The 23,665-nt window shown below is 65.6% G+C and carries 19 protein-coding genes and 2 pseudogenes; 12 read left to right on the forward strand and 9 right to left on the reverse strand.

Annotated features, from left to right (window positions below):
* Window positions 1–53 precede the first annotated feature (53 nt).
* Genes ABB30_RS04755 through ABB30_RS04765 form a run of 3 tightly spaced genes read left to right on the forward strand, consistent with a single transcriptional unit; the run spans window position 54 to window position 2,660 of the window.
* Window positions 54–248, forward strand: a complete 195-nt coding sequence (locus tag ABB30_RS04755; protein WP_057637159.1) for a zinc-finger domain-containing protein — start codon at window positions 54–56, stop codon at window positions 246–248.
* An 8-nt stretch (window positions 249–256) separates the two neighbouring features.
* Complete coding sequence (locus ABB30_RS04760) at window positions 257–1,378, forward strand: glycosyltransferase (protein WP_057637160.1); 1,122 nt, start codon at window positions 257–259, stop codon at window positions 1,376–1,378.
* Window positions 1,353–2,660, forward strand: coding sequence for an O-antigen ligase family protein (locus ABB30_RS04765; RefSeq protein WP_057637161.1), 1,308 nt, complete (start codon window positions 1,353–1,355; stop codon window positions 2,658–2,660). The genes ABB30_RS04760 and ABB30_RS04765 overlap by 26 nt, the downstream gene beginning before the upstream one ends.
* Window positions 2,661–2,684: 24 nt before the next feature.
* Here the strand turns inward: ABB30_RS04765 and ABB30_RS04770 are convergent, their stop codons facing one another.
* Window positions 2,685–3,629 carry an LpxL/LpxP family Kdo(2)-lipid IV(A) lauroyl/palmitoleoyl acyltransferase gene (locus tag ABB30_RS04770; protein ID WP_057637162.1) on the reverse strand — a complete coding sequence of 315 codons (945 nt, stop codon included), beginning with the start codon at window positions 3,627–3,629 and terminating at the stop codon, window positions 2,685–2,687.
* A gap of 76 nt (window positions 3,630–3,705) precedes the next feature.
* Here ABB30_RS04770 and waaA point away from each other — a divergent pair, with 76 nt between their 5' ends.
* The gene (gene waaA, locus ABB30_RS04775) at window positions 3,706–5,004 is read left to right on the forward strand and encodes a lipid IV(A) 3-deoxy-D-manno-octulosonic acid transferase (RefSeq protein WP_057637163.1); all 1,299 of its coding nucleotides are present in this window, start codon (window positions 3,706–3,708) and stop codon (window positions 5,002–5,004) included.
* Between the two features lie 66 nt (window positions 5,005–5,070).
* Here waaA and ABB30_RS04780 read toward each other — a convergent pair whose 3' ends face one another.
* The 3 genes from ABB30_RS04780 to ABB30_RS04790 form a co-directional block, all read right to left on the reverse strand.
* Entirely contained in the window at window positions 5,071–6,432 is a 1,362-nt protein-coding gene (locus ABB30_RS04780) for a TolC family outer membrane protein (protein ID WP_057637164.1), read from the reverse strand.
* 30 nt (window positions 6,433–6,462) lie between these two features.
* On the reverse strand, window positions 6,463–7,110 hold the full coding sequence (locus ABB30_RS04785; RefSeq protein WP_057637165.1) for a protein-L-isoaspartate O-methyltransferase family protein: 648 nt from the start codon (window positions 7,108–7,110) through the stop codon (window positions 6,463–6,465).
* 125 nt (window positions 7,111–7,235) lie between these two features.
* Window positions 7,236–7,904 (reverse strand): TetR/AcrR family transcriptional regulator, encoded by a 669-nt coding sequence (locus ABB30_RS04790; protein ID WP_057637166.1) that lies wholly within the window; start codon window positions 7,902–7,904, stop codon window positions 7,236–7,238.
* 100 nt (window positions 7,905–8,004) lie between these two features.
* On the opposite strand from ABB30_RS04790, the gene ABB30_RS04795 reads away from it, so the two are divergent.
* The 3 genes from ABB30_RS04795 to ABB30_RS04805 all read left to right on the forward strand — a co-directional run bounded on the left by ABB30_RS04795 (window position 8,005) and on the right by ABB30_RS04805 (window position 15,422).
* Complete coding sequence (locus ABB30_RS04795; RefSeq protein WP_245626419.1) at window positions 8,005–9,126, forward strand: efflux RND transporter periplasmic adaptor subunit; 1,122 nt, start codon at window positions 8,005–8,007, stop codon at window positions 9,124–9,126.
* A 3-nt stretch (window positions 9,127–9,129) separates the two neighbouring features.
* Window positions 9,130–12,300, forward strand: a complete 3,171-nt coding sequence (locus ABB30_RS04800) for an efflux RND transporter permease subunit (protein WP_057637167.1) — start codon at window positions 9,130–9,132, stop codon at window positions 12,298–12,300.
* Between the two features lie 146 nt (window positions 12,301–12,446).
* Complete coding sequence (locus ABB30_RS04805; protein WP_083489690.1) at window positions 12,447–15,422, forward strand: ligand-binding sensor domain-containing diguanylate cyclase; 2,976 nt, start codon at window positions 12,447–12,449, stop codon at window positions 15,420–15,422.
* Here the strand turns inward: ABB30_RS04805 and ABB30_RS04810 are convergent.
* A complete protein-coding gene (locus ABB30_RS04810) occupies window positions 15,419–16,297 on the reverse strand; it encodes a LysR family transcriptional regulator (RefSeq protein WP_057637169.1) in 879 nt (292 codons plus the stop codon). The two genes, ABB30_RS04805 and ABB30_RS04810, sit on opposite strands and share 4 nt — an antisense overlap.
* 97 nt (window positions 16,298–16,394) lie before the next feature.
* Between ABB30_RS04810 and leuC the strand changes: the two genes are divergently transcribed.
* From leuC to leuB, 3 genes are read left to right on the forward strand one after another with little or no spacing between them, the layout of a single operon-like run.
* Complete coding sequence (gene leuC / locus ABB30_RS04815; protein ID WP_057637170.1) at window positions 16,395–17,822, forward strand: 3-isopropylmalate dehydratase large subunit; 1,428 nt, start codon at window positions 16,395–16,397, stop codon at window positions 17,820–17,822.
* 11 nt (window positions 17,823–17,833) lie between these two features.
* Complete coding sequence (leuD, locus tag ABB30_RS04820) at window positions 17,834–18,481, forward strand: 3-isopropylmalate dehydratase small subunit (protein ID WP_057637171.1); 648 nt, start codon at window positions 17,834–17,836, stop codon at window positions 18,479–18,481.
* A 14-nt stretch (window positions 18,482–18,495) separates the two neighbouring features.
* Complete coding sequence (gene leuB, locus ABB30_RS04825) at window positions 18,496–19,578, forward strand: 3-isopropylmalate dehydrogenase (RefSeq protein WP_057637172.1); 1,083 nt, start codon at window positions 18,496–18,498, stop codon at window positions 19,576–19,578.
* A 154-nt stretch (window positions 19,579–19,732) separates the two neighbouring features.
* Here leuB and ABB30_RS16940 read toward each other — a convergent pair.
* Window positions 19,733–19,930, reverse strand: a pseudogene (locus ABB30_RS16940) (transposase); the annotation flags it as partial.
* 681 nt (window positions 19,931–20,611) lie between these two features.
* Between ABB30_RS16940 and ABB30_RS15655 the strand changes: the two are divergent.
* Entirely contained in the window at window positions 20,612–21,028 is a 417-nt protein-coding gene (locus ABB30_RS15655; RefSeq protein ID WP_083489691.1) for an Imm70 family immunity protein, read from the forward strand.
* Between the two features lie 452 nt (window positions 21,029–21,480).
* Here the strand turns inward: ABB30_RS15655 and ABB30_RS16140 are convergent, their stop codons facing one another.
* Window positions 21,481–22,011 carry an SMI1/KNR4 family protein gene (locus ABB30_RS16140; RefSeq protein WP_152980572.1) on the reverse strand — a complete coding sequence of 177 codons (531 nt, stop codon included), beginning with the start codon at window positions 22,009–22,011 and terminating at the stop codon, window positions 21,481–21,483.
* 263 nt (window positions 22,012–22,274) lie between these two features.
* On the opposite strand from ABB30_RS16140, the gene ABB30_RS16755 reads away from it, so the two are divergent.
* Entirely contained in the window at window positions 22,275–22,670 is a 396-nt protein-coding gene (locus tag ABB30_RS16755) for a hypothetical protein (RefSeq protein WP_057637174.1), read from the forward strand.
* Window positions 22,671–23,221: 551 nt separating this feature from the next.
* Here ABB30_RS16755 and ABB30_RS16945 read toward each other — a convergent pair.
* Both ABB30_RS16945 and ABB30_RS16145 read right to left on the reverse strand, forming a co-directional pair.
* A complete protein-coding gene (locus ABB30_RS16945) occupies window positions 23,222–23,512 on the reverse strand; it encodes a hypothetical protein (protein ID WP_425477375.1) in 291 nt (96 codons plus the stop codon).
* A gap of 4 nt (window positions 23,513–23,516) precedes the next feature.
* Window positions 23,517–23,665: pseudogene (locus ABB30_RS16145) on the reverse strand (IS4 family transposase); the annotation flags it as partial.

The following is a 23,665-nucleotide window of genomic DNA, read 5'->3' on the forward strand; positions in this document are numbered from 1 at the left end:
CAAGGCGCTGCTAGAATGGGCGCCTTACCGTTTTTTGCTGATGTTCAAACGCCATGAGCCAGACCACCGCGTCCGCCAATGCCGAAAAGCGTTACACCGTTTCCCGTGCCGACCTGCCGCTGAGCTGCCCGACGCCGGAAATGGCGCTGTGGAACTCGCACCCGCGGGTCTATCTGCCGATCGACAAGGAAGCCAACGGGCAATGTGCCTGCCCGTACTGCGGTGCCGTGTTCGTGCTGGCTGACTGAGTACCCCCATGCGCAAGCTGACCGTGGTGCAGTTGCTGCCGGCGCTGCACGCCGGTGGGGTGGAGCGCTCGACGCTGGAAATCGCTGGCGCGCTGGCCCGCAAGGGACACCGCGCCATTGTCGTGTCTGCTGGTGGTCGCCTGGTGCAGCCGCTGCTGGATGCCGGTGGTGAGCACCTGACCCTGGACATCGGCCGCAAGTCGCTGCTGACCCTGCGTCACATGCCGACCCTGCGCCGGCTGTTTGCCGAGGTGGGCGCCGATATCGTGCATGCCCGTTCGCGCCTGCCGGCCTGGCTCGGTTACAAGGCCCTGCAGGCCTTGCCGGCCGCGCAGCGTCCGGCCTGGGTGACCACCGTGCACGGGCTCAATTCGCCCGGGCGCTACAGCCAGATCATGACCAGTGGACAGCAGGTGATCTGCGTGTCCGACACAGTGCGCCGCTACGTGCGCCAGCATTACCCGCAGGTACCCGAAGCACGCCTGCAGGTGATCGAGCGCGGGGTGGACCTGACGGCCTTCGCGCGCCGGGCCCGCCCGGACCGGGCAGCGCGGCGCGCCCTGGTCCAGGCCCACCCGGTGTTGGCTGGCGAAGGGCCGTTGTTGTTGTTGCCCGGTCGTGGCACCCGCCTGAAGGGCCATGCCCAGGCCATCGAGCTGCTGGCCGGCCTGCACCAGGCTGGGCAGACCGGCGCGCGGCTGTGGATGCCGGGCCTGGTCGAGGCCGGGCGCGAGGATTACCTGGCCGGGCTGATGGCCCAGGCCGACCAGCTGCAGGTGGCCGATGCGGTGGTGGCCAGTGCCACCACCGATCAGATTGCCCAGGCCTATGCCGGGGCCGATCTGGTCCTGCAGCTGTCCAGCAAGCCGGAAGCCTTCGGCCGCACCGTGGTCGAGGCGCTGGCGGTGGGCTGCCCGGTACTGGGCTGGGACCATGGCGGGGTGGGCGAACTGCTGGCCCGACTGCAGCCACCGGGCCGGGTGGCTGTGGGGGACATGCCGGGCCTGCTGGCCCGGGCCCAGGCCCTGCTGGCCGATCCGCCAAGGGCACCGGCGCTGATTCCCTATACCCTGACGGCGATGCAGGACCGCACCCTGGAACTCTATGAACAGCTCGCCGGCTCACGCTGATTGCCTGACCACATCCCGGCTGCCCGGTGACAGCGCGGTGTGGTGGGTGCTGGCCTATGTGGCCTTGTTGCCGTTGCCCGGTCCGGCCGAGGTGGTGCTGGCCGCCGGGGCACTCTTTGCCGGTGTGCGCCTGCTCCAGCTGCGCGGCAACGGCGGTATCGGCCCCTTGCTGCGGGCCGAAGCCTGGGGCATGACCTGCCTGTTGTTTTTGGCCTACTGGCTGCCGCAGCTGCTGGCTGCGGTGGATGCGATCGACCCGGGCAAGGCGGTGGGCAAGACGCTCAGTGCGCTGCGCTATCTGCCCTTCATGTGGTTGGTGGCCATTGCCGTGGCCACGGCGGCACGACGCCAACGTTTGTTCACCGGCCTGGCCGTGCTGGCCGGGCTGTGGTCGGCCGATGCACTGGTGCAGGCGGTGCTGGGCAGCAGCCCCTTGTTCTGGTCGCTGGACCAACTGCGCATGGCCCTGACCGGCAGCCCCTTGTGCCCGGCCAGCGAGGTGCAGGCCATTGGCCGCTTCAATGGCGTGTTCAGTGAATGCAATCCCAAGCTCGGCCAGGTCCTGGCGGTGTTCTCCCCGTTCGTGCTGCTGCTGGCCGGCAAGCGACGCCTGCTGTGGGCGGGGCTGGCGGTGCTCTGCGGCCTGGCCATTGTGCTGGCCGGTGCGCGTGCGGCCTGGCTCAGCTATGGCCTGGTGTTGCTGCTCAGCGGGCGCGCGGTGCTTGGCCGTCGCGGCCTGCTGGGCCTGGTGCTGGTGGCCGGGCTGGGCCTGGTCGCCACCGCCGCGCTGGTGCCGGCGGTCGGGCAGCGCGTGCAGGCCAGCGCCGGCCTGCTCGGTGGCCAGGGGCAATCGGCGGATACGGCACTGGCCGGGCGCGGGCGGATCTGGTCCGGGGCGCTGTGCATGGTGGCCGAACACCCGATCAACGGGGTCGGCGTGCGCGGCTTCCGCCATGCCTGGGCCGACTGCGATCCGCTGCCGCAACAGCCCGCGGCCTGGGGCCAGGGCCCGGCCCTGCACGCACACCAGCTGGTGCTGGAAATCCTCGCCGAGACCGGCCTGATCGGCCTGCTGTGCTGGCTGGCCGGGGCGGCGCTGGCGCTGCGTGCCTGGTTGTTTGCCAGTGTGGCCGCGCGTGAGCGCGCCTTGCCGGCGGCCATCGCCATCGCGGTGGCGGTGTTCCCGTTCAACACCCACCTGGCGGTGTATTCGGCCTTCTGGGGAGGGATCACCCTGCTGCTGGCCGCGCTTTATGTGGGGGCGCTGCAGGCGCGCGATTGAGCCGTCCTGCAGCGCAGCGCCGGCTCAGCGCACGACCTCGGTGTTGCCTTTGTCGTAGAAGCGGCTGCGGCCGCCGGGCTGGCGCTTGAAGCGGCGGTGGATCCACAGGTACTGGGCCGGCGCCTGGCGCACCATGTCCTCGATGGCCTGGTTGACCAGGGTGGTGTCGGCGATCACATCATCGGTGGGGAACGGATCCAGCGGCTGGCCGATGGTGAGCACGTAATCGCCGCCTTCGCGGCGATGGAAGAACGGCACCACCGCGCAACCGGTCATCCGCGCGAACTGGTGGGTGGCGGTGATGGTGGAGGCCGGCTGGCTGAAGAACGGCACGAACACCGACTCCTTGCCGCGCATGTCCTGGTCCGGGGCATACCAGAGCAGGCCGCCCTTCTTCAGGTGGCGCACGGTGGCGCGGATGTCCTCGTTGGCGAACATCGCCGTGGCATAGCCCAGACGGCCGCGCTTGACCGCCCATTCGAACACCGGGTTGCGGTGCTTGCGGTACATGCCGGCCAGCGGCACCTGCTGGCAGAGCAGGCGGCCGCACATTTCCAGGGTCATGAAGTGGCCGGATACCAGCAGCACACCGCGGCCCTGCGCCTGCAGCTGCTGCAGCACTTCCAGGCCGTCGATGCGGCTGCGCGGGGTGATCGGCGCAGCGCTGCCCCACCAGGCACGGGCAAACTCGAACAGGCCCACGCCGAAGGCATCAAAGCTGTCGCGGGCCAGGCGCGCACGCCAGGCCGGGTCCTTGTCCGGGAAGCACAGGCCCAGGTTGACCTCGGCTGCGCGCCGGCGCGAACCGGCCAGGTGCCAGGCCAGGGCGCCAATGACATGGCCCAGGGCGCGCTGCAGCCCCCAGGGAATGCGCGCGATCAGAAAGGCCACGCCCATGGCGGCGAACATCGGCCAGTGGCGCGGGTTGGTCAGCGGCGGCCGGGTGGCCGTGGTCGGTGAATCGGACATGCGCTGATTTTACCCGCAGCGGCGTGACCGTGCCTTGCCATGGGCGTGGCGGGCAGGCTCCCGTATCCTTGGCAACATGCGTAAAAGTCCTGCCGAAGTCCTGTTGCGTGGCCTGTACTCCGGGCTGCTGTATCTGTTGTTGCCGGTCACCGTCTACCACCTGATGTGGCGTGGCCTGCGCGTGCGTGAGTACTTCCAGCGCTGGGGCGAACGCTATGCGCTGTATCCGCAGGCATCGCGGCAGCCGCACGTATGGCTGCACGCGGTGTCGGTGGGCGAGGTCAATGCCGCCGCACCGGTGGTCAATGCCCTGCGTGCACAGAGGCCGGACCTGCGCTGGGTGATCACCACCATCACCCCGACCGGCTCGGCGCGGGTGCGTGCGCTGTGGGGCGATGCGGTGGACCATGTCTACCTGCCCTATGACGTGCCCGGTTGCGTGGATCGCTTCCTGCGCCAGTTCCAGCCGCAGATCGCCCTGATCCTGGAAACCGAGCTGTGGCCCAACCTGCTGTTCGGTTGCCGCCAACGGCAGATCCCGGTCTACATCCTCAATGCACGGCTGTCGGCACGTTCGCTGCGTGGCTACCGCCTGCTGGGCCCGTTGATCCGCCGCGCGCTGCGCACGGTCACCTTCGTGGCGGCGCAGTCCGAGGATGATGCCCAGCGCTTCGTGCGTCTGGGCGCCGCGCCGGAACAGGTGGCGGCGCTGGGCAACCTGAAGTTCGACATCAAGGCACCGGACCGCCAGGACATGGTCGATGCCTTCAGCGCCCACGTGGCAGGGCACCGCACGGTGTGGATTGCCGCCAGCACCCACGAGGGCGAAGAGGCCGCGGTGCTGGAGATCCACCGCCAGCTGCGCGCCCGTCATCCGGAGCTGCTGCTGCTGTGGGTGCCGCGCCATCCGGAGCGCTTTGACAAGGTGGCCAACCTGGTCCGCGAGCAGGGCTGGGCGGTGGCCACGCGTACCGCCCAGCGCTGGCCGCAGGCCGATACCGAGGTGTTCGTGGTCGACACCCTGGGCGAGCTGATGGGCTTTTTTGCCTGCGCCTCGGTGGCCTTTGTCGGCGGCAGCCTGCAGCCGATCGGCGGCCACAACCTGCTCGAGCCGGCAGCCATGGCCACGGCCACGGTGACCGGCCCGCACCTGCACAACTTCAGCGAGATTTCCCGGCGCATGCGCGAGGCCGGGGCCTTGTTGATCGGCCAGGACCGCGACGAGGTGGCCGGCCTGCTGGATGCCTTGCTGCAGGACGAGCCGCGCCGTCAGGCCATGGTCAAGGCCGGATTGGACCTGGTGGCCAATGGGCGTGGCGCGGTGGGCCGGATCCTGGCCCTGATCGCCTCGCGGTTGCCGCCCACGCAAGCCTGAGCAGGGTCGTGCGGGCAACAAAAAAGCGGGCAATGCCCGCTTTTTTGTGCTGCTGCCAAGCCGGTGTCAGCCGGCGTCGCCGCTGGCCTGCAGGCGGGCTTCGGCCGGTGCGGTGAGCAGGCGGTTGATGTCGGCCAGTTCGGCCATGTCCAGGTCACCGACGGCCTGGCTGAGCAGCAGGCGGTTGAGCAGGAAGTTGTAGCGGGCCTGGGCGTAGGCGACCTGGGCGGTGAACAGGGTGCGCTGGTTCTGCACCAGGTCCAGCACGGTGCGGGTGCCCACTTCCAGACCGACCTGGGAGGCGTCATAGGCGGCCTGGGCCGAGACCACGGCCAGACGCCGGGCTTCGACCTCGCTGATGCCGGCCACCACGCTCTGCCAGGCATTGCGGGTGTTGCGGTCCAGGGCGCGCTTGCGCTGTTCCATGCCGTCCTGGGCGATGTCGCGCTGGGCCAGGGCCTGGCGCACACCGGACTGCACTGCGCCGCCGGAGAAGATCGGCACGCTCAGGGTCAGGCCAATGGCATTGCTGGTGTTGTCCGGGGTGCGGCTGCTGCCGCCCACGCTGTCACCCCAGCTGGCGTTCTTGCCCCAGCTGGCACCCAGGCTCAGGGTCGGGTAGTGGCCGCCGCGGGCAGCAGAAACGCTCTGCTCGGCCGCATCGACCTGGGCGGCGCTGGCCTGCAGCGACGGGTTGCCGGTACCGGCAGCGTTGACCAGGCTTTCCACATCGGCACGGTTGGCCGGCAGCACCGGGGTGAAGTCATCGGGCAGGCCGCGCAGGTCGCGCACCGGGCTGCCGGTGATCTCGGTCAGGGCCTGGTAGGCATCTTCCAGTGCATTGCGGGCCAGGATGGTGTCGGCACGGGCCTGGTCGTACTGGGCGCGGGCTTCGTGCACGTCGGTGATCGGGGCCAGGCCCACTTCCAGACGCTTGTCGGCGTAATCGAACTGCTTGCGCGCGGCCGCTTCGTTGGTCTGCGCGGCGCTGTAGGACTCAATGGCCACCAGGGCGTTGAAGTAGGCCGCCGAGGTGCGCACGATCAGCTCGTCATTGGCCGCTTCCAGCTGGAAATCGGCCGCACGGCTGATGTGGCGCTGGGCGCGCAGGTTGGCAAAGCGGCTCCAGTCAAACAGCACCTGGCCGGCACTGACGCGGTAATCGCGGCTGGTGCTGGTGGTGCTGCCGCTGATGCCGTCCAGCTCGGTGCGGGCGCGGTTGATCGAGGCTTCGCCGTTGATCTGCGGCAGCAGGGCGGCCCGGGCCTGGACCGCGCCTTCGCGGGTGTACAGACGGTCCGCCTCTGCTGCCGACAGCTGCGGGTCCCCGCTGCGGGCCAGGTCATAGACCTGGAGCAGGTCGGTGGCCTGGGCCGTCAGAGGGGTCAGGGCAGCAGCCAAGGCGATGGCAAGGCAGTGGCGGATCATCGGGGCATCCTGTTCGATGGTGGGGTGCGGTTAGAGGGTGAACTGCGCAACCGGCTCGGCACCGCGCAGGTAGTCGATCTCGGTTTCAAACTGCGAGCTGATCTTGCCGTCGGCGCTGACCAGGGCTGCTTCCATGGCCGGTGCGTGGCCGTGGATCACGTACAGGCGGCCCTGCGGGTTGAGCCACTTCAAGAAGGCGGTCGGCACGGCCGGCATGGCGGCGGTGACCACGATCGCGTCGAAGCGGCGCTCGCTGTCCCAGTTCAGGGCGTCGGCGGTTTCAATGCGCACGTTGTCGCCCAGGTGGGCGGCATCGAGGTTGGCACGGGCGATGGCGGCCTGCTCAGCGTCGATTTCCAGGCTCAGCACTTCGCGGCCGAGCTGGCCCAGGCAGGCAGCCAGATAGCCCGAGCCGGTGCCGATTTCCAGGACCGATTCACCGTCCTGGATGTTCAGGGCCTGCAGGGTGCGGCCTTCGATCACCGGCTTCATCATCCTGCAGCCGTTGGCCAGCGGCAGTTCGACGTCGCTGTAGGCCAGGGTCTTGTGGGCATCGGCCACGAAGGCTTCGCGCGGCAGGGTGGCCAGCACGTCGAGCACGCGCAGTTCGAGCACGTCCCAGGGACGGATCTGCTGCTCGACCATCAATTCGCGGGCGTGGTTGTAATCGATCGTCATTTCAAATGTTCCAAGGCGCAGGGGCCGGTCATTTTACCGGCAAGGCGGGCGCGGCGGATGGGTGACAGCTTGGCCGGGCGTCAAAGCCGCCCGCAGTGCCGGAAGTCACCGTGTCCGTCGTCGGTTCAGGGTCTCACGGGGCGGGCGTAGGCACGGATGAACATGTCCACCGAGCTGGCCACATGGCGCTCGGCGACCTCGGCGCAGACCGGGCTGGTCAGGCCGCACATCATGCTGCTGTGCAGCTCCCCTTTGATCAGGCAGAAGAATTGTCCGGCAGCCAGCTCCAGATCGTCGATCTGCAGCTCGCCGCTGGCCACGCGCGGGGCCAGGGCGCTGCCCAGGGCGGCGGTCATGCGCGCCGGGCCGGCCTGCCAGAACAGGCGGCGGATATGGTCCTCGGTACTGGCCGAGAGCATGATCCGCTGGGTGGCCAGCGCCGCATCGGAGCTGACCAGGGCAAAGAAGGCACGGCCGATGCCCAGCAGCTGCTCGCGCAGCGGGGCACTGGTGTCAGCCACGAACAGGGTTTCGGGCACCAGCTGGTTGCAGGTGGCCTGGACGGCGGCGTTGAACAACGCCTCCTTGTCACCGAAGTGGCTGTATACCGTCAGCTTGGATACCCCGGCCGCAGCGGCGATGCCGTCCATGCTGGTGCCGTTGTAGCCCTGTTCCAGGAACAGCAGCCGGGCGGCGGTCAGGATCGCTTCGCGCTTGCCCAGGTCCTTGGGGCGGCCGGGGCCGGCTCCCTGGCGGGCAGCAGGCGGTGCAGAAGGAGAGCGGGCGGCAGACATGCAATCAATACTAGACCAACAGGTTCGGTATTTATACGATACCGCCAAGTACAGTAATGCCGCCGTACCCCGTCCTCCCTCCTTCTTTGCGGAACATGCCGTGAAAAACCTCCTGCGCCGGTCCCCGTTGCTCCTGCTGCCCCTGTTTGCCGGATGTGGTTCCCCCGAACAGCCGCCGGCCAGTGCGCCCACGGTGCTGGTGGAGGTGGTCGGCCAGGGCCAGGGCGAGCAGGCCTTTGCCGGCGAGGTGCGCGCCCATCAGGAAAGCGCGCTGTCCTTCCAGGTGCCCGGGCGCCTGGTCAAGCGCCATGTCGATGCCGGGCAGCAGGTCAAGGCCGGACAGTTGCTGGCCGAGCTGGATGCGTCGGACTACGCCCTGCAGGCCCAGGCCGCCCAGGCCCAGCTCAGTGCCGCCCAGGCCGAGCTGGCCCGCACCCGCGATGACCTGGCCCGCTACCAGAAACTGGCCGACCAGCAGCTGGTCAGCCGCAGCACATTGCAGGCCCAGCAGGCGGCCCACACGGCCGCCCGCGCCCAGGTCGATGCGGCCCGCGCCAATTTCGACGTGACCCGCAACCAGGCCGGCTATGCGCGCCTGCTGGCCCCCACCGACGGGGTCATTGCCAGCCGCCAGATCGAGGCCGGGCAGGTGGTGGCCGCCGGGCAGACGGTGATGGTGCTGGCTGCCGCGGCCGGGCGCGAGGTGCTGATTGCCCTGCCGGAAAATGACATCGCCGGCTTTGCCCTGGGCCAGCCGGTGCAGGTGGAGCTGTGGAGTGCACCGGGCAAGCGCCTGCGCGGCAGCATCAGCGAGATTGCCGCCGAGGCGGACCGCCAGACCCGCAGCTTCGCCGCGCGCGTGGCCCTGGACACGGACGACGCCGCGCAGGTGGCGCTGGGCCAGAGCGCACGGGTCTACGTGGCGCGCGCCGGCAGCCGCCTGAGCGTGCCGTTGGCCGCGGTGCAGGGTGAGCCGGGCAAGGCCGACGGCCAGGTGCTGCTGGTGGATCCGGCCAGCGGCGTGCTGTCACCGGCACCGGTGCAGGTGGCCGCCTGGGGCGCCGAGCGCGCCGAGCTGGCCGCCGGGGTCCAGGCCGGGCAGTGGGTGGTCGCCGCCGGTGGCCATCTGTTGCAGGCCGGCCAGCAGGTGCGTCCGGTGGATCGGGACAACCGTCCGTTGCAGGCCGCTGCGCCGGCCGCCGCCAAGACCGACGGGAACTGAGCCGTGAGCCGCTTCAATCTATCCGAATGGGCGCTGTCCAACCGCCCGCTGGTGCTGTTTGCGATGCTGCTGGTGGCCATTGTCGGCATCGGTTCGTACCGCCAGCTCAGCCAGAGCGAGGACCCGCCGTTCACCTTCAAGGCGATGGTGGTGCAGACCCAGTGGCCGGGCGCCACGGCCGAGCAGGTGGCCGAGCTGGTCACCGAGCCGATCGAAAAGGCGATGATGAACACCGGCCAGTACGAGATGATCCGCGCCTATTCGCGCCCGGGTGTCTCGCAGGTGATCTTCATGGCCAAGGATTCGATGCGCTCCTCCGAGGTGCCCGAGCTGTTCTACCAGGTGCGCAAGCGGGTCGGTGACATCCGTGCCCAGCTGCCGGCCGAGGTGGTCGGGCCGTTCTTCAATGACGAGTTCGGCGACACCTTCGGCAACATCTACGCGCTCAGCGGCAAGGGCTTTGACTACGCCCTGAAGCGCGACACCGCCGACCGCATCCAGCTGGAGCTGCAGCGCATCGCCGATGTGGGCAAGGTCGATCTGGTCGGCCTGCAGGAAGAGCGGGTCTGGGTGGAGCTGTCCAACACCCGCCTGGCCACCCTGGGCATCGATGCGGCCAGCGTGCAGCAGGCCCTGGCCCAGCAGAACGCGGTGAGCAACACCTCGTTCTTTGAAACCGCCTCGGACCGGGTCCAGCTGCGGGTCAGCGGCCAGTTCCAGGGCGTGGATGACATCGTCAATTTCCCGATCCGCGCCGGCGAGCGCACCTTCAAGCTGGGTGACATCGCCAACGTGGTGCGGGGCTATGCCGACCCGGCCGCACCGCGCATGCGTTTCATGGGCGAGGACGCCATCGGCATTGCGGTGGCGATGAAGCCCGGCGGCGACATCCTGCGCCTGGGCCAGACCCTGGATGCGGAGTTCGCGCGTCTGCAGGGCACCCTGCCGGTGGGCATGGAGCTGCACAAGGTCTCCGACCAGCCGGCGGCGGTGAAGCAGTCGGTGGGCGAATTCGTCAAGGTGCTGGCCGAGGCGGTGATCATCGTGCTGTTGGTCAGCTTCTTCTCGCTGGGCGTGCGCACCGGCCTGGTGGTGGCGGTGTCCATCCCGCTGGTGCTGGCGATGACCTTCTTTGTGATGCAGCAGTTCGGCATCGGCCTGCACAAGATTTCCCTGGGCGCCCTGGTGCTGGCCCTGGGCCTGCTGGTGGACGATGCGATCATCGCCGTGGAGATGATGGCCACCAAGATGGAGCAGGGCTATGACCGCGTGCGCGCGGCCAGCTTTGCCTGGACCTCCACCGCCTTCCCGATGCTCACCGGCACCCTGATCACCGCGGCCGGCTTCCTGCCCATCGCCACTGCGGCCTCGAGCACCGGCGAATACACCCGCTCGCTGTTCCAGGTGGTGACCATCGCCCTGGTGGTGTCGTGGATTGCCGCGGTGCTGTTCATCCCGTACCTGGGCGACAAGATGCTGCCGGACATCCACGGGCCCAAGGCCACGCCGCGTCCGGGCTCGCTGGCCGCGCGCTGGGCCGCACGCAAGGCGGCCTGGGCCGACCGCTATCCGGCCCTGGCCTTCTGGCTGGCCCCCAAGGACCCGCATGGCCACGAGCATGACCCCTACCAGGGCGCGTTCTACCAGCGCTTCCGCGGTTTTCTGGATGCCTGCCTGAAGCGTCGCTGGTGGGTGATTGCCGCCACCGCGGCGCTGTTTGCCGGTGCCCTGTTCCTGTTCCGCTTCGTGCCGCAGCAGTTCTTCCCCGATTCGCCGCGGCCGGAACTGATGGTGGACATCGAGCTGGCCGAAGGGGCCTCGCTGGCCGCCACCGAAGCCAAGGCAAAGCAGCTGGAAGCGCTGCTGGCCGAACACGAGGAGGTCATCAACTACGTGGCCTATGTCGGTACCGGTTCGCCGCGTTTCTACCTGCCGCTGGACCAGCAGCTGCCGGCCAACAACTTCAGCCAGTTCGTGGTGCTCACCAGCGACACCAAGGCACGTGAGCGGGTGCGCCACTGGCTGCTGCACGAGGTGGTGCCGCAGTTTGCCGATGTGCAGCTGCGCGTGACCCGGCTGGAGAACGGCCCGCCGGTGGGCTATCCGATCCAGTTCCGCGTTTCCGGCGAGCATGCCGACCAGGTCCAGGCCATTGCCGCCCAGGTCGCCGCCCAGGTGCGGCAGAACCCGCACACCATGAACGTCAACCTGGACTGGAGCGAGCCGAGCAAGGTGGTTCGCCTGGTCATCGACCAGGAACGTGCGCGGGTGCTGGGGGTCAGCAGCGAGCAGGTCTCGCAGTTGCTGTCCGGTTCGCTGGCCGGGCAGAACATCTCGGTGCTGCGTGACGGCAACCGCCAGGTCGCCATCGCCATGCGCGGCCCGGCCGACGAGCGGGCCCAGCTGGACATGATCCAGTCACTGTCCGTGCCCACGCCCTCGGGCCAGCCGGTGGCACTGAGCCAGCTGGCGCGCATCGAGCATGGGTTCGAGGACGGCATCATCTGGCACCGCAACCGCCTGCCCACGGTGACCGTGCGTGCGGACATCAGCGATGGGGTGCTGCCGGTGCAGGTGACCGCGCAGATCCTGCCGACCCTGGAGCAGATCCGCAGCGAGCTGCCGTCCGGCTACCTGCTGCAGGTGGGCGGCACGGTGGAGGACTCGGCCAAGGGCCAGAACTCGATCAAGGCCGGCATGCCGCTGTTCCTGCTGGTGGTGATCAGCCTGCTGATGCTGCAGCTGCGCAGCTTCTCGCGCATGGCCATGGTGCTGGTCACCGCACCGCTGGGCATCATCGGTGCGGTGCTGTTCCTGCTCCTGTTCCAGATGCCGTTCGGTTTTGTGGCCATGCTCGGCACCATCGCCCTGGCCGGCATGATCATGCGCAACTCGGTGATCCTGATCGACCAGATCCAGCAGGACATCGATGCCGGGCATGACCGCTGGCACGCGATCATCGATGCCACCGTGCGTCGCTTCCGCCCCATCGTGCTGACCGCACTGGCGGCGATCCTGGCCATGATTCCGCTCTCGCGCAGTGATTTCTACGGCTCGATGGCGATCTCGATCATGGGCGGCCTGCTGGTGGGCACGGTGCTGACCCTGGTGTTCCTGCCGGCCCTGTACGCGGCCTGGTTCAGCGTGCGCGCCGATGAGGGTGGCGCGCGCTGAGGCCCATGCACGCGTGAGGCGATCCGGTCTGTCAGGTCTGGCCTGACAGACCGGGTGGCAGCAGCTCGGGTAAAGTGGCCGGGCCGAAGTGTGATGTGTGTCACACACAAGGCGGTCGCCCGCCGCAATCTCACCCCGCCGTACTGATGTTTCCTGCTCTTTTGATCCTGGCCCTGTCGGCAGCCTTCCGCGCATCGCGGACCGGGCGGGGGCGGCTGTTGCCTGCGGTGTGGCTGCTGGTGCTGCTGGCCGTGTCGTGGCCGGGGGCGGGGCTGGCCAAGGGCCTGCATTACGGCGTCACCCGCTGGGACATGCGTGATGGCCTGCCGCACAACATGGTCCATGACATTGCCCAGGACCGTCAGGGCTTCATCTGGGTGGCCACCTGGGAAGGCGTGGCCCGCTTCAATGGCCGCAGCTTCACCGTGTATGACAACGAAAACACCGAGCAGGCACGACTTTCCGGGGTGTTTTCGCTGCTGGCCGAGGCCGATGGCTCGATCCTGGTCGGTACCGCGGTGGATGGCATCTACCGCCACCACCAGGGGCAATGGCGCGCCTATGGCGATGCCGCCCTGCGCCAGCTGCGGGTGGAGGACATGCTGCGCACCGCCGATGGCACCCTGTGGCTGAGTTCGCGCCACCAGCTGTACCGGCTCGATGCACAGGGCCGGCCGCAGCAGGTGGATTTTCCGTCCGGCATCGAGCCGGGCCAGATCCATGCCCTGCGTGCCGATGGCGATGACCTGCTGGTGGCCAGCCTCAACGGTGCCTGGCAGGTGCACAACGGGCGTGCCCGGCCCTGGGGGCAGGCGCAGGGCTTTGCCGGCAAGCAGGTACGGCAGATCGACCGCGATGGCGCTGGCGGCTGGGTGCTTGCCTGCGATGACGGGGTCTGGCGCTGGCATGCCGATGGCCGCAGCGAGCGGGTGGTGGCCAGCAACCGCATCAGCCAGGCCATGGTGGACAGCCGCCAGGCGTTGTGGGTGGTGGGCAATGATGGCCAGGTGCTGCGCATTGCCAGTGATGGCAGCCGCCAGCAACTGGCCCTGGACGGCCTGCCGAGCCGGGCCTTCCTGGAAGACCGCGAAGGCCTGCTCTGGCTGGGCGACTCGCTGGGCCTGACGCGCCTGTCGCCCGGCGCGGTGCGTGCGCTGACCCAGCGCAACGGCTTGGGCGACAGCTACGTGCGCACGGTGCTGCAGACGGCCAACGGCAGCACCTGGATCGGCCATGCCAGCGGCATCCAGCGTTGGCAGGACGGCGCGCTGGGCCCGCTGCTGGCCATGCCCGATACCCGGCTCAGTACCACGGTCACCGCGCTGGCGGCCGATCCGCACGGCGATGGGGTCTGGGCCGGCACCTACGAGCAGGGCGTGTTGCGCTTTGATGGCGCCGGCCGCCTGCTGCAGCAGCTGCCGGTGTCCTATGCCAGTGCGCGCTCGCTGATGGTGCGCACCTTGTTGCCAACGGCGCAGGGCATGCTGGTGGGCACCCCGCGGGGCCTGTTGCGGCTGGATGCCGATGGCCAGGTGCAGCCACTGGGCAAGCAGCTGGGCCTGGGCGAGCACGCGGTGCAGGTGCTCAGCCGGGACGAGCAGGGGCAGATCTGGATCGGCACCGAGGCCGGCATGGCCATGCTCCGGCCCGATGGCCGCCTGCGCCACTGGCAGCCGGAGCGCGACCTGCCGGCCTATGCGGTATTTGATTTCCTGCACGATGCCGATGGCACGGTCTGGGTGGCCAGTGACTCGGGCCTGCTGCGCCTGCGCGATGGCGCGCTGCAGGTGTATGACCACCATGCCGGGCTGCCGCGCGACAAGATGTTCCGCATCCTCGATGACGGCCACCGGCGCCTGTGGCTGTCCAGCAACCAGGGCGTGTTCCGGGTGGCGCGCAGTGAATTTGCCGCCTTCGATGCCAACCGGCACGACCTGCTGGCGGTGGATGTGATCGACAGCAGCGACGGCATGCCCTCCAGCCAGGTCAACGGCGCGACCTGGCCGGCCGGCTGGCAGCACCGCGATGGCCAGCTGATGTTCCCCACCGGCAGGGGCCTGGCGTTGATCGATCCGGAACTGGCCGGGCGCGACCGCAATGCGGTGCCGCCGGTGGTGCTGGAGCAGGTGCTGGTCAACGGGGTACGCCAGCCGCTGCAGGCCGCCTACCGCCTGCAGCAGCGGACCAACCGCCTGTCCATCACCTATGCGGCCCTGGCCTTTGCCAGCCCGCACAAGCTGCGCTACCGCTACCGCCTGCTCGGTTTCGAACGTGACTGGGTCGAGGTGGGCGAGGGCACCGAGGCGGTCTACACCAACCTGCCACCGGGTGATTACCGCTTCCAGGTGCAGGCCATGGCCATGCCGCTGGACTGGAGCCGCAGCCAGCGCCTGGGCAGTGCCGAGCTGGCCATCGTGCAGGTGCCGGTGTTCTGGCAACGGCCGCTGGTGCTGGCCACCGCGGCGCTGTTGTTGCTGCTGGTGCTGTTCAGTGGCTGGCGTTTGCGCGTGCACCATTACGAGCGCCGCCAGCGCCGGCTCAATGCACTGGTGGCCCAGCGCACCGAGGAGCTGCACCGCAAGAACGTGGCCCTGGTGGCGGCCGGGCGCGAGCGTGACGAGCTGCTGGGCCGGCTCGAACGCCTGGCCCTGTATGACAGCCTGACCGCACTGCCCAACCGGCGTGCGGCCGATGGCTACCTGCAGCAGGCGCTGGACCAGGCCGCTGCCAGCGGCACGCCGCTGAGCGTGGCCCTGATCGACGTGGACCACTTCAAGCAGGTCAACGATGGCTATGGCCACCAGGTCGGTGACCGGGTGCTGGCCCATCTGGGCCGCCTGCTCAGCGAGCCCAGCGAAGGGGCGGTGTTTGCCGCGCGCCAGGGCGGCGAGGAGTTCCTGCTGGTGATGCCCAACACGGCGCTGGCACGTGGCCGCCAGCGCATGCAGGTGCTGTGCGCCGAGGTGGCCGGAGCACAGCTGGCGCAGGCACCGGCGATCACCGTGAGCATCGGCGTGGCCGGCTATGGCCCGGGGCGCGACCAGGTGCACACCCTGCTGGCCGCGGCCGATGCCAACCTGTACCGGGCCAAGGAAGGCGGCCGCAACCAGGTGGTCGGCTAGGCCTTGCCGGCGCTGGCTTGGAGCAGGCCGGCAAAGGCATCCGCTGCACGTGACAGGGTGCGCCCGCCGTGGCGTACCCAGCCCAGCTGGCGCTGCAGGTGCGCACCGCTGACCGGCAGGGCCACCACCTGGGCATCGAGCAGGCTGGCCGGCAGTGCGCTCCAGGCCATGCCCACCCCGACCAGCATGCGGATGGTTTCCAGGTAGTTGGTGCGCAGGCGCACCTGCAGTTCCAGCCCGTGCTGCGCGAACAGGCCGGCAATCAGCTTGTGGGTGAAGGTGCCCGGGTCGGGCAGCACCGCCGGGTGCGCGGCCAGATCATGCAGGCTGACCCGCTTGCGCGCGGCCAGCGGGTGGTCACTGGCGACCATGAAGCACAGCGGGTCCTCCCATAGCGGCTGGGCCAGCAGCGGCGCGGCGGTGTGCGCGGCCAGGGTGGTCACGGCCAGCTCGGCGGCTCCGTCCAGTACCCGCGCATAGGCCTGCTCGGAATCGACAAAGGCAATGTCCAGTTCCACCTGCGGGAACTGCTGGGCATAGCGCTTGAGCAGGGGCGGCAGGTGGTGCAGGCCGATATGGTGGCTGGTGGCGATGCGCAGGCTGCCGGCCACACCATCGCCCAGCGCGGCCAGGGCGCGGCGGGTGTCGCTGGCCTCGGTGAGCAGGCGCCGGGCCCGGCCCAGCAGCAGCTGCCCGGCCTCGGTGGGCACCACCTGGCGGCCGAGGCGGTCGAGCAGGCGTACATCCAGCTCGGCCTCGAGCTGGGCAATGCGCTTGCTTACTGCCGGCTGGGTCAGGTGCAGGCGCTGGGCGGCGGCAGAGAATCCGCCGTGCTCGGCCACGGCGACAAACACGGCCAGGCTGGTCAGGTCCATGCTATTCCTTATTGGAATGGGTGGGATGAAAAATAGGAGTTTGAGTTATTGATGGCAAGCGCCGACCATCAAGCCATCACACCGTCGCCTGCCTGCCATGACCGCCAAGACCCTGTACGACAAGCTGTGGGAGCTGCACGAAGTCTCCCGCCGTGATGACGGCTCCTCGCTGATCTACATCGACCGCCACATCCTGCACGAGGTGACCTCGCCGCAGGCCTTCGAGGGCCTGCGCCTGGCCGGGCGCAAGCCGTGGCGCATCGATGCCAACATCGCCACCCCGGACCACAACGTGCCCACCACCCGTGCCGAGCGCCAGGGCGGGCTGGAGGCCATCAGTGACGAGGTCTCGCGCCTGCAGGTGGCCACCCTGGACGAGAACTGCGATGACTTCGGCATCCTCGAGTTCAAGATGAACGACCCGCGCCAGGGCATCGTGCATGTGGTCGGCCCGGAGCAGGGCGCCACCCTGCCGGGCATGACCGTGGTCTGCGGCGACTCGCACACCTCCACCCACGGCGCGTTCGGCGCGCTGGCCCATGGCATCGGTACCTCGGAGGTGGAGCATGTGCTGGCCACCCAGTGCCTGGTGGCCAAGAAGATGAAGAACATGCAGGTGCGGGTGGAGGGCGAGCTGGGCGTCGGCGTCACCGCCAAGGACGTGGTGCTGGCCATCATCGGCCACATCGGCACTGCCGGCGGCAACGGCCACGCGCTGGAATTTGCCGGCAGCGCGATCGAGAGCCTGTCCATGGAAGGGCGCATGACCCTGTGCAACATGGCCATCGAGGCCGGTGCCCGCGTCGGCATGGTGGCGGTGGATGAGAAGACCATCGAGTACGTGCGCGGCCGCCCGTTCGCCCCCAAGGGCGCGCAGTGGGAAGCCGCCGTGGCCGCCTGGGCCGAGCTGGTGTCCGATGCCGATGCAGTGTTCGACAGTGTGATCACGCTGCGCGCCGAAGACATCAAGCCGCAGGTGAGCTGGGGCACCTCGCCGGAAATGGTGCTCCCCGTGGATGCCAGCGTGCCGGACCCGGCCGCCGAAGCGGACCCGGTCAAGCGCGATTCGATCGAACGTGCGCTCAAGTACATGGGCCTTGCCGCCAACCAGGCGATCACCGACATCAAGCTGGACCGGGTGTTCATCGGCTCGTGCACCAACTCGCGCATCGAGGACCTGCGCGCCGCCGCTGCCGTGGCCAAGGGCCGCAAGGTGGCCGCCAGCGTCAAGCAGGCGCTGGTGGTGCCGGGCTCGGGCCTGGTCAAGGCCCAGGCCGAAGCCGAAGGGCTGGATGCGATCTTTGTCGCGGCCGGTTTTGAATGGCGCGAGCCGGGCTGCTCGATGTGCCTGGCGATGAACCCGGACAAGCTGGGCAGCGGCGAGCACTGCGCCTCCACCTCCAACCGCAATTTCGAAGGCCGCCAGGGCGCGGGTGGGCGTACCCACCTGGTCAGCCCGGCGATGGCCGCTGCCGCTGCGGTGGCCGGCCACTTTGTTGACGTGCGCGAACTGGCCCCGGTCTGAAGGAACCCCACATGAAAGCCTTTACCCAACACACCGGCCTGGTCTGCCCGCTGGATCGCGCCAACGTCGATACCGACCAGATCATTCCCAAGCAGTTCCTCAAATCGATCAAGCGCACCGGCTTCGGGCCCAACCTGTTTGACGAGTGGCGTTATCTGGATATCGGCCAGCCCGGCCAGGACAACAGCGCCCGCCCGCTGAACCCGGATTTCGTCTTGAATTTCCCGCGTTATGCCGGCGCCTCGGTGCTGCTGGCACGCGAGAACTTCGGCTGCGGCTCCTCGCGCGAGCATGCGCCGTGGGCACTGGACGAATACGGCTTCCGCGCGGTGATCGCGCCCAGCTTTGCCGACATCTTCTACAACAACAGTTTCAAGAACGGCCTGCTGCCGATCGTGCTGGACGAAGCCATCGTGGACGCGCTGTTTGCCGCCACGCTGGCGCAGGAAGGCTACACGCTGACCGTGGACCTGCAGCGCCAGGTGGTCATCGACGGCCAGGGCGGCGAGCACGCCTTCGAGGTCGAGCCTTTTCGCAAGCACTGCCTGCTGCATGGCCTGGACGATATCGGCCTGACCTTGAACGAGCGCGATGCCATTGCCGCGTTCGAAACCCGCCACAAGGCCGCACAGCCCTGGCTGTTCGGCGCTACTGCCTGATTACGGATATTGAAATGAGCAAGAAGATCTTGGTGTTGCCCGGTGATGGTATCGGCCCGGAAATCATTGCCGAGGCAGTGAAGGTGCTTGAAGCGGTGCGTGACACCCACGGGGTGGACATCACCCTGGAGCAGGATGATCTGGGCGGTGCGGCCTATGACCGTTACGGCAGCCCGCTGGCCGATGAAACCCTGGCGCGCGCGCGCGCGGCCGATGCCGTGCTGCTGGGCGCCGTGGGTGGCCCGCAGTGGGACAGCATTGACCCGGCCCTGCGCCCGGAACGTGGCCTGCTGAAGATCCGCTCCCAGCTCGGCCTGTTTGCCAACCTGCGCCCGGCGCTGCTGTACCCGCAGCTGGCCAGTGCCTCCAGCCTGAAGCCGGAAGTGGTGGCAGGGTTGGATATTCTGATCGTGCGTGAGCTGACCGGCGGCATTTACTTCGGCAGCCCGCGTGGCAACGAGGTGCGGGCCGATGGCAAGCGTTTTGCCTATGACACCCTGCCGTACAGCGAGGACGAAATCGCCCGCATCGCCCGCGTCGGTTTCGAGATGGCGCGCGTGCGCAACGGCAAGCTGTGCTCGGTGGACAAGGCCAATGTGCTGGCCAGCAGCCAGCTGTGGCGCGCCGTGGTCAACGAAATCGCCACCGATTACCCGGATGTGGAGGTCAGCCACATGTACGTGGACAACGCCGCCATGCAGCTGGTGCGCGCGCCCAAGCAGTTCGATGTGATCGTCACCGACAACATGTTCGGCGACATCCTCTCCGACCAGGCCTCCATGCTCACCGGCTCCATCGGCATGCTGCCCAGCGCCTCGCTGGATGCCAACAACAAGGGTATGTACGAGCCCTGCCACGGCTCGGCGCCGGATATTGCCGGGCGTGGCATTGCCAACCCGTTGGCAACCATCCTCTCGGCGGCGATGCTGCTGCGTTACAGCCTGGGCCGTGGCGATGCGGCTGATGCGATCGAGGCGGCGGTGGGCAAGGTGCTCGATGCCGGGTTGCGCACGGCGGATATCGCGCTGCCGGGGGAGAAAGTGGTGGGGACGGCGGAGATGGGGGATGCGGTGGTGAGGGCCTTGAAGGTCGCCTGATAGCTGCGGGCATTGCTGGAATGAGAAGCAGCCACCGGAAGCGGTGGCTGTTTTTTTTAGTCAACCTGATCCCGTTGTTGTTACCCCTTGGCAAAGTGCGCTGCGGCCTTTTTAGGACGTCACGTTCCTCGGGCAGGCGGCGCACTTCGGTCTGAAGGCGGCGGTTCTCTGCCGCCAACAAGCCATCTGCCTGGCTGTTGGATGGTGCCTTCCGCTGTTTTGCGACCGACGCGTACAGCGAGTGGATGCTTACGCCCAGCCGTGTTGCCACCTCGCGTATTGATCGACTCTGCTCAAGTACCTGCTTGGCCGCTTCGGCCTTGAACTCGTCTGTGTATCGCTTTCCACTCATACACACCTCCTTGATTGCCGTAATGTACGGCGTGGAGATGTATAGTGAACCCGGGGCGATCCAGATTTTGCCGTCGGCAACACCGATGATAATGCTTGGTCTTCAACGGCTGCGCAGAACGACGGCCGCGTTTTTCGTGCCCAGTACAGCTGCGAAGGCACAATTCTGCGCCTAGAGAGTGTGATGCAAAGTGTTGGAAAAGGCGCAATATTCGATGGTGTTGATGGTTTCGATGGTGGCTATCTTGAGATCAAGGGAGGTTGCAGCGAACTCGGATTGACCTGTCAGCTAAGGTTGCAAACCCACAAGGCGATCATGGATGAGAAGCCTTTCATAATTCAGACTATGCGCCCGGTGAATTCTGAATTCCAGGAATGGTTGGATTTCTGTGGCGTCCAAGTCACTAATTCGCAGAAGTGAGATGGTGATGGATTTTTCTTACACCAAACATCAGACGCCACGGGGTGCCAGGCCTGACGCAGAGGTTGGCGATAATTTCTATATTATCAAGAATGTATCGTGCCTTAGGTTGACATATCAAATTAGGGTCCTCGCTTTCATAGCGAACACGCGTGGAAAGAATCTCATTATCCAGCTTCCGAAAGGGGCCAAGGTTCATGAGTCACTAAGATTGTTCGTGCGTGAATCTTTCGGTTCAGTTAAAGTTGAGAGAGCTTGATCATGGGTCTGTATCTCTGCGTATTCGATGCATCCGGGAATGAGTTGGAAGGAGTCGAGGTTGGTTCATATGCTGATTTCAATTTTTTCCGTGATGCCGTAGTTGCTGTGGTTGAAAAAGGGCGATTGGGTGCTGTATGTCCCGTGCTCAATAATCATCCAGATAGTGATGGGGAATGGTCAAGTTCAGAGTCAAAGCAGCTTATAACTGAGTTGGATCAGGTGATTGAGGGTTTTTCACAATGCCCTCCGGTCGAGTATAACTCGCACTGGAAGAGGCAAATTGCCAAGACGTTTGGCATCAAGCCATTGACGTTACTTGAATGCTTCTTTGACGTGGATGGTGAGCCGCTCATTGAACGACTACAGCAGCTGGCGAAAGTGAGCGTGGAGAGTGGGCAGCCTGTTCTGTTTCAATAGATTGTTGCAGGCGATGCTATATGAATAAGCGAAAACCCGGGTCGCGAAAACCCGGATCGAAGTGGCAAAAACCGGGTCAGAGTCTTAGGTTTCCCCACGTTTTCACGGGCGTAGACACATCTGCTCCAAGAAGGCCTGTGGCGCTGATCTGAGATGTTCAAGGCAGCGCGATGCTGGTTCCAGCGGTAATCCAACCTGATCCTGTTGTTCGGAGTCAGATCAGAATCACACGCAGTACTGAGCTTATATAGCAATACTGGCCAGTGCGTGACACTTAGAACAGCCCATGCTGCCACCATGAGCCGCACAGGATCAGATGCTCCCTATCGCATGAAAACAAAGGAACCTCGAGACCACCCCTCAATACAGCCAGCGGGTGGCCACAGGGCTACGAAAAATCCAGCAGTATGTTTGCACAGTGGCAGACGTGAAGCGGGCTCTGGCCACGTGCCTCAGGCCACCAGGCGCCGCCAAAAACCTTCGTCTTGACTGGCAACTTCGCGAGCAATCGACGTGGCCAGCATATGATTGTCACCCTCTCCACGCCTCAACATCGCTGTCCCCAATCCTCTCAGGAATTTCTCGAAAGATTTAGCGATAACAGGTCCAATTTTCAAAATTTCCCTGTCGAGCAATAGGATTTCGCCAGAAATTAAATTCAATGCAAAGTCATCCGGATCAGAGCCTGCAATAAACAATAATCCGCGCGGAAGGCATAAGGCATCTGTCATCCTAATGACATCGCGAACATAATGGCCGCTAATTGAGAAATAAACAGGGCCAATGGTAAGGTTGCCGAAATCATAGCGCTCAAGCAAAAGCTTAAAATCACCAGGAAGAGTGGGTTTGGCGAAATCCTGCAATTCAGAAATTTCGAGTCCCGAAAGTCCGCCGGGAAGAAGTCTCATTCCAGTAATCATTGGCTCCAATGGTGAAAACCTGTAATTTAACTTTTCTTCAATTTCAGAAATTTTTAACAACATTAAATAATCTCTATTAATGGCTACAAGCTCCGTCAGAACCTATATGCGTAGTTTGCGGCGCCGGGGTGGCGTGCCGATCATGATCAGCGTCATTATTCAAGAGGGTATTGGAAACCCGGGTCATGGAAGCCCGGGTCAGAGTCTTAGGTTTCCCCACGTTTTCACGGGCGTAGACACATCTGCTCCAAGACGACCTGTGGCGGTGATCTGAGATGTTCAAGGCAGCGCGATGCTGGTTCCAGCGGTAATCCAACCTGACCCCCTTGTTCGAACGCAGCCACCGACTGCGGCAGCGCCAGCCCTCGCCGCAATGCAGCGAGGGCGCCACTTGGCTGCAGGCCAGCCAAGGCGGACAACCCATCAGCGTAAGCACGCAGTGCCGGGTCATCGCCACCAACGGCGTTGAACTGGCCGACCGCCCCTTCAGCATCACCCTTCACCAACAGCAACTGCCCGAGCTGGAAGCGGGCCATCGCAAATCCCGGCGCCAATTCCACCGCACGCCGGAACTCACCCTCAGCGCGCTCAAACAAGCCGAATTGCGCATACTGCGCAGCCAGCAGGTAATGACCCAGGGCATGTATCGGATTGCGATTAACCAGTACTTTCAGCAGCACAACCGCATCCTCGTCACGAAATCCATTAATTGCGTCAAGTGAAAGTCCGAGTAACTCCTCGTCATCGAGCGATTCGTAATTAATTTATTATTTCCGCCTCATCCAAGTCAATCCAACCTCGATATCGCAATAATAAAATCAACAGCGCGCGCCAGAACAATCAATACCGCCATCCACTACACACCCCTTCCCAGACGCAGAAAAGGCAGACCCAGCCAAAGATCAAAACTACAATATTGAAACCACACAAAAAATAATCCAACCCGCGCTATCTAATAATCATAGCCACAGACACTACTCCGATGCGAACCGGCAGTACCTCAAAGGGTGATCCATTGGAAGATCCTCTGCAGACCAAGTTTCAATACGCCGCTCTTGCATGAAAAATGCCTGCTCGAAAACCTCCGCGGACGTGATGCCGCGCGGAGCTTCAATAATCAACTCCATTGCCCCCACCGGATCTGGGCAATTCATGCAAAAGGCATAGAGCTGCATATCGATTTCAGCCTCTGACGGCCCCCCCTCGCTTGGGTTAAAAATATTCTCCGCGATTTCGAAGAGCTCCTGCCTCGTCAACTTACGCACTGTAATCATTATTTTTTTGGTCCATGTATAGCGGAATGAATTTTTGGGGAAACTACTCTTAAGTTACTCAAATCATACGCCATACCCCCGACGCCGATCGGGGTATCATGATGGAGGTTATAACGAGAGCCAAATCGAATGTTCTGGAATAGGATAGGAGCATAAGGCGCATTCCCCCGCGACATCTGCTTCAACGAGGATGCAGAAACTGAAACCCGGGTCAGAGTCTTAGGTTTCCCCACGTTTTCACGGGCGTAGACACATCGGGAGAACGGGGTCAGGTTCTTAGGTTTCCCCACGTTTTCACGGGCGTAGAGACATCTGCTCCAAGACGGCCTGTGGCGGTGATCTGAGATGTTCAAGGCAGCGCGATGCTGGTCCCAGTGGCCAGCCTCTGGCCAATGCTTCGCGGCCGATACGCAGGGTGGAATACAGCTTTCGGGTGCTTTTGA

Origin of the sequence: Stenotrophomonas ginsengisoli (assembly GCF_001431485.1) — a bacterium.
In the GTDB taxonomy this organism is placed as follows: domain Bacteria; phylum Pseudomonadota; class Gammaproteobacteria; order Xanthomonadales; family Xanthomonadaceae; genus Stenotrophomonas; species Stenotrophomonas ginsengisoli.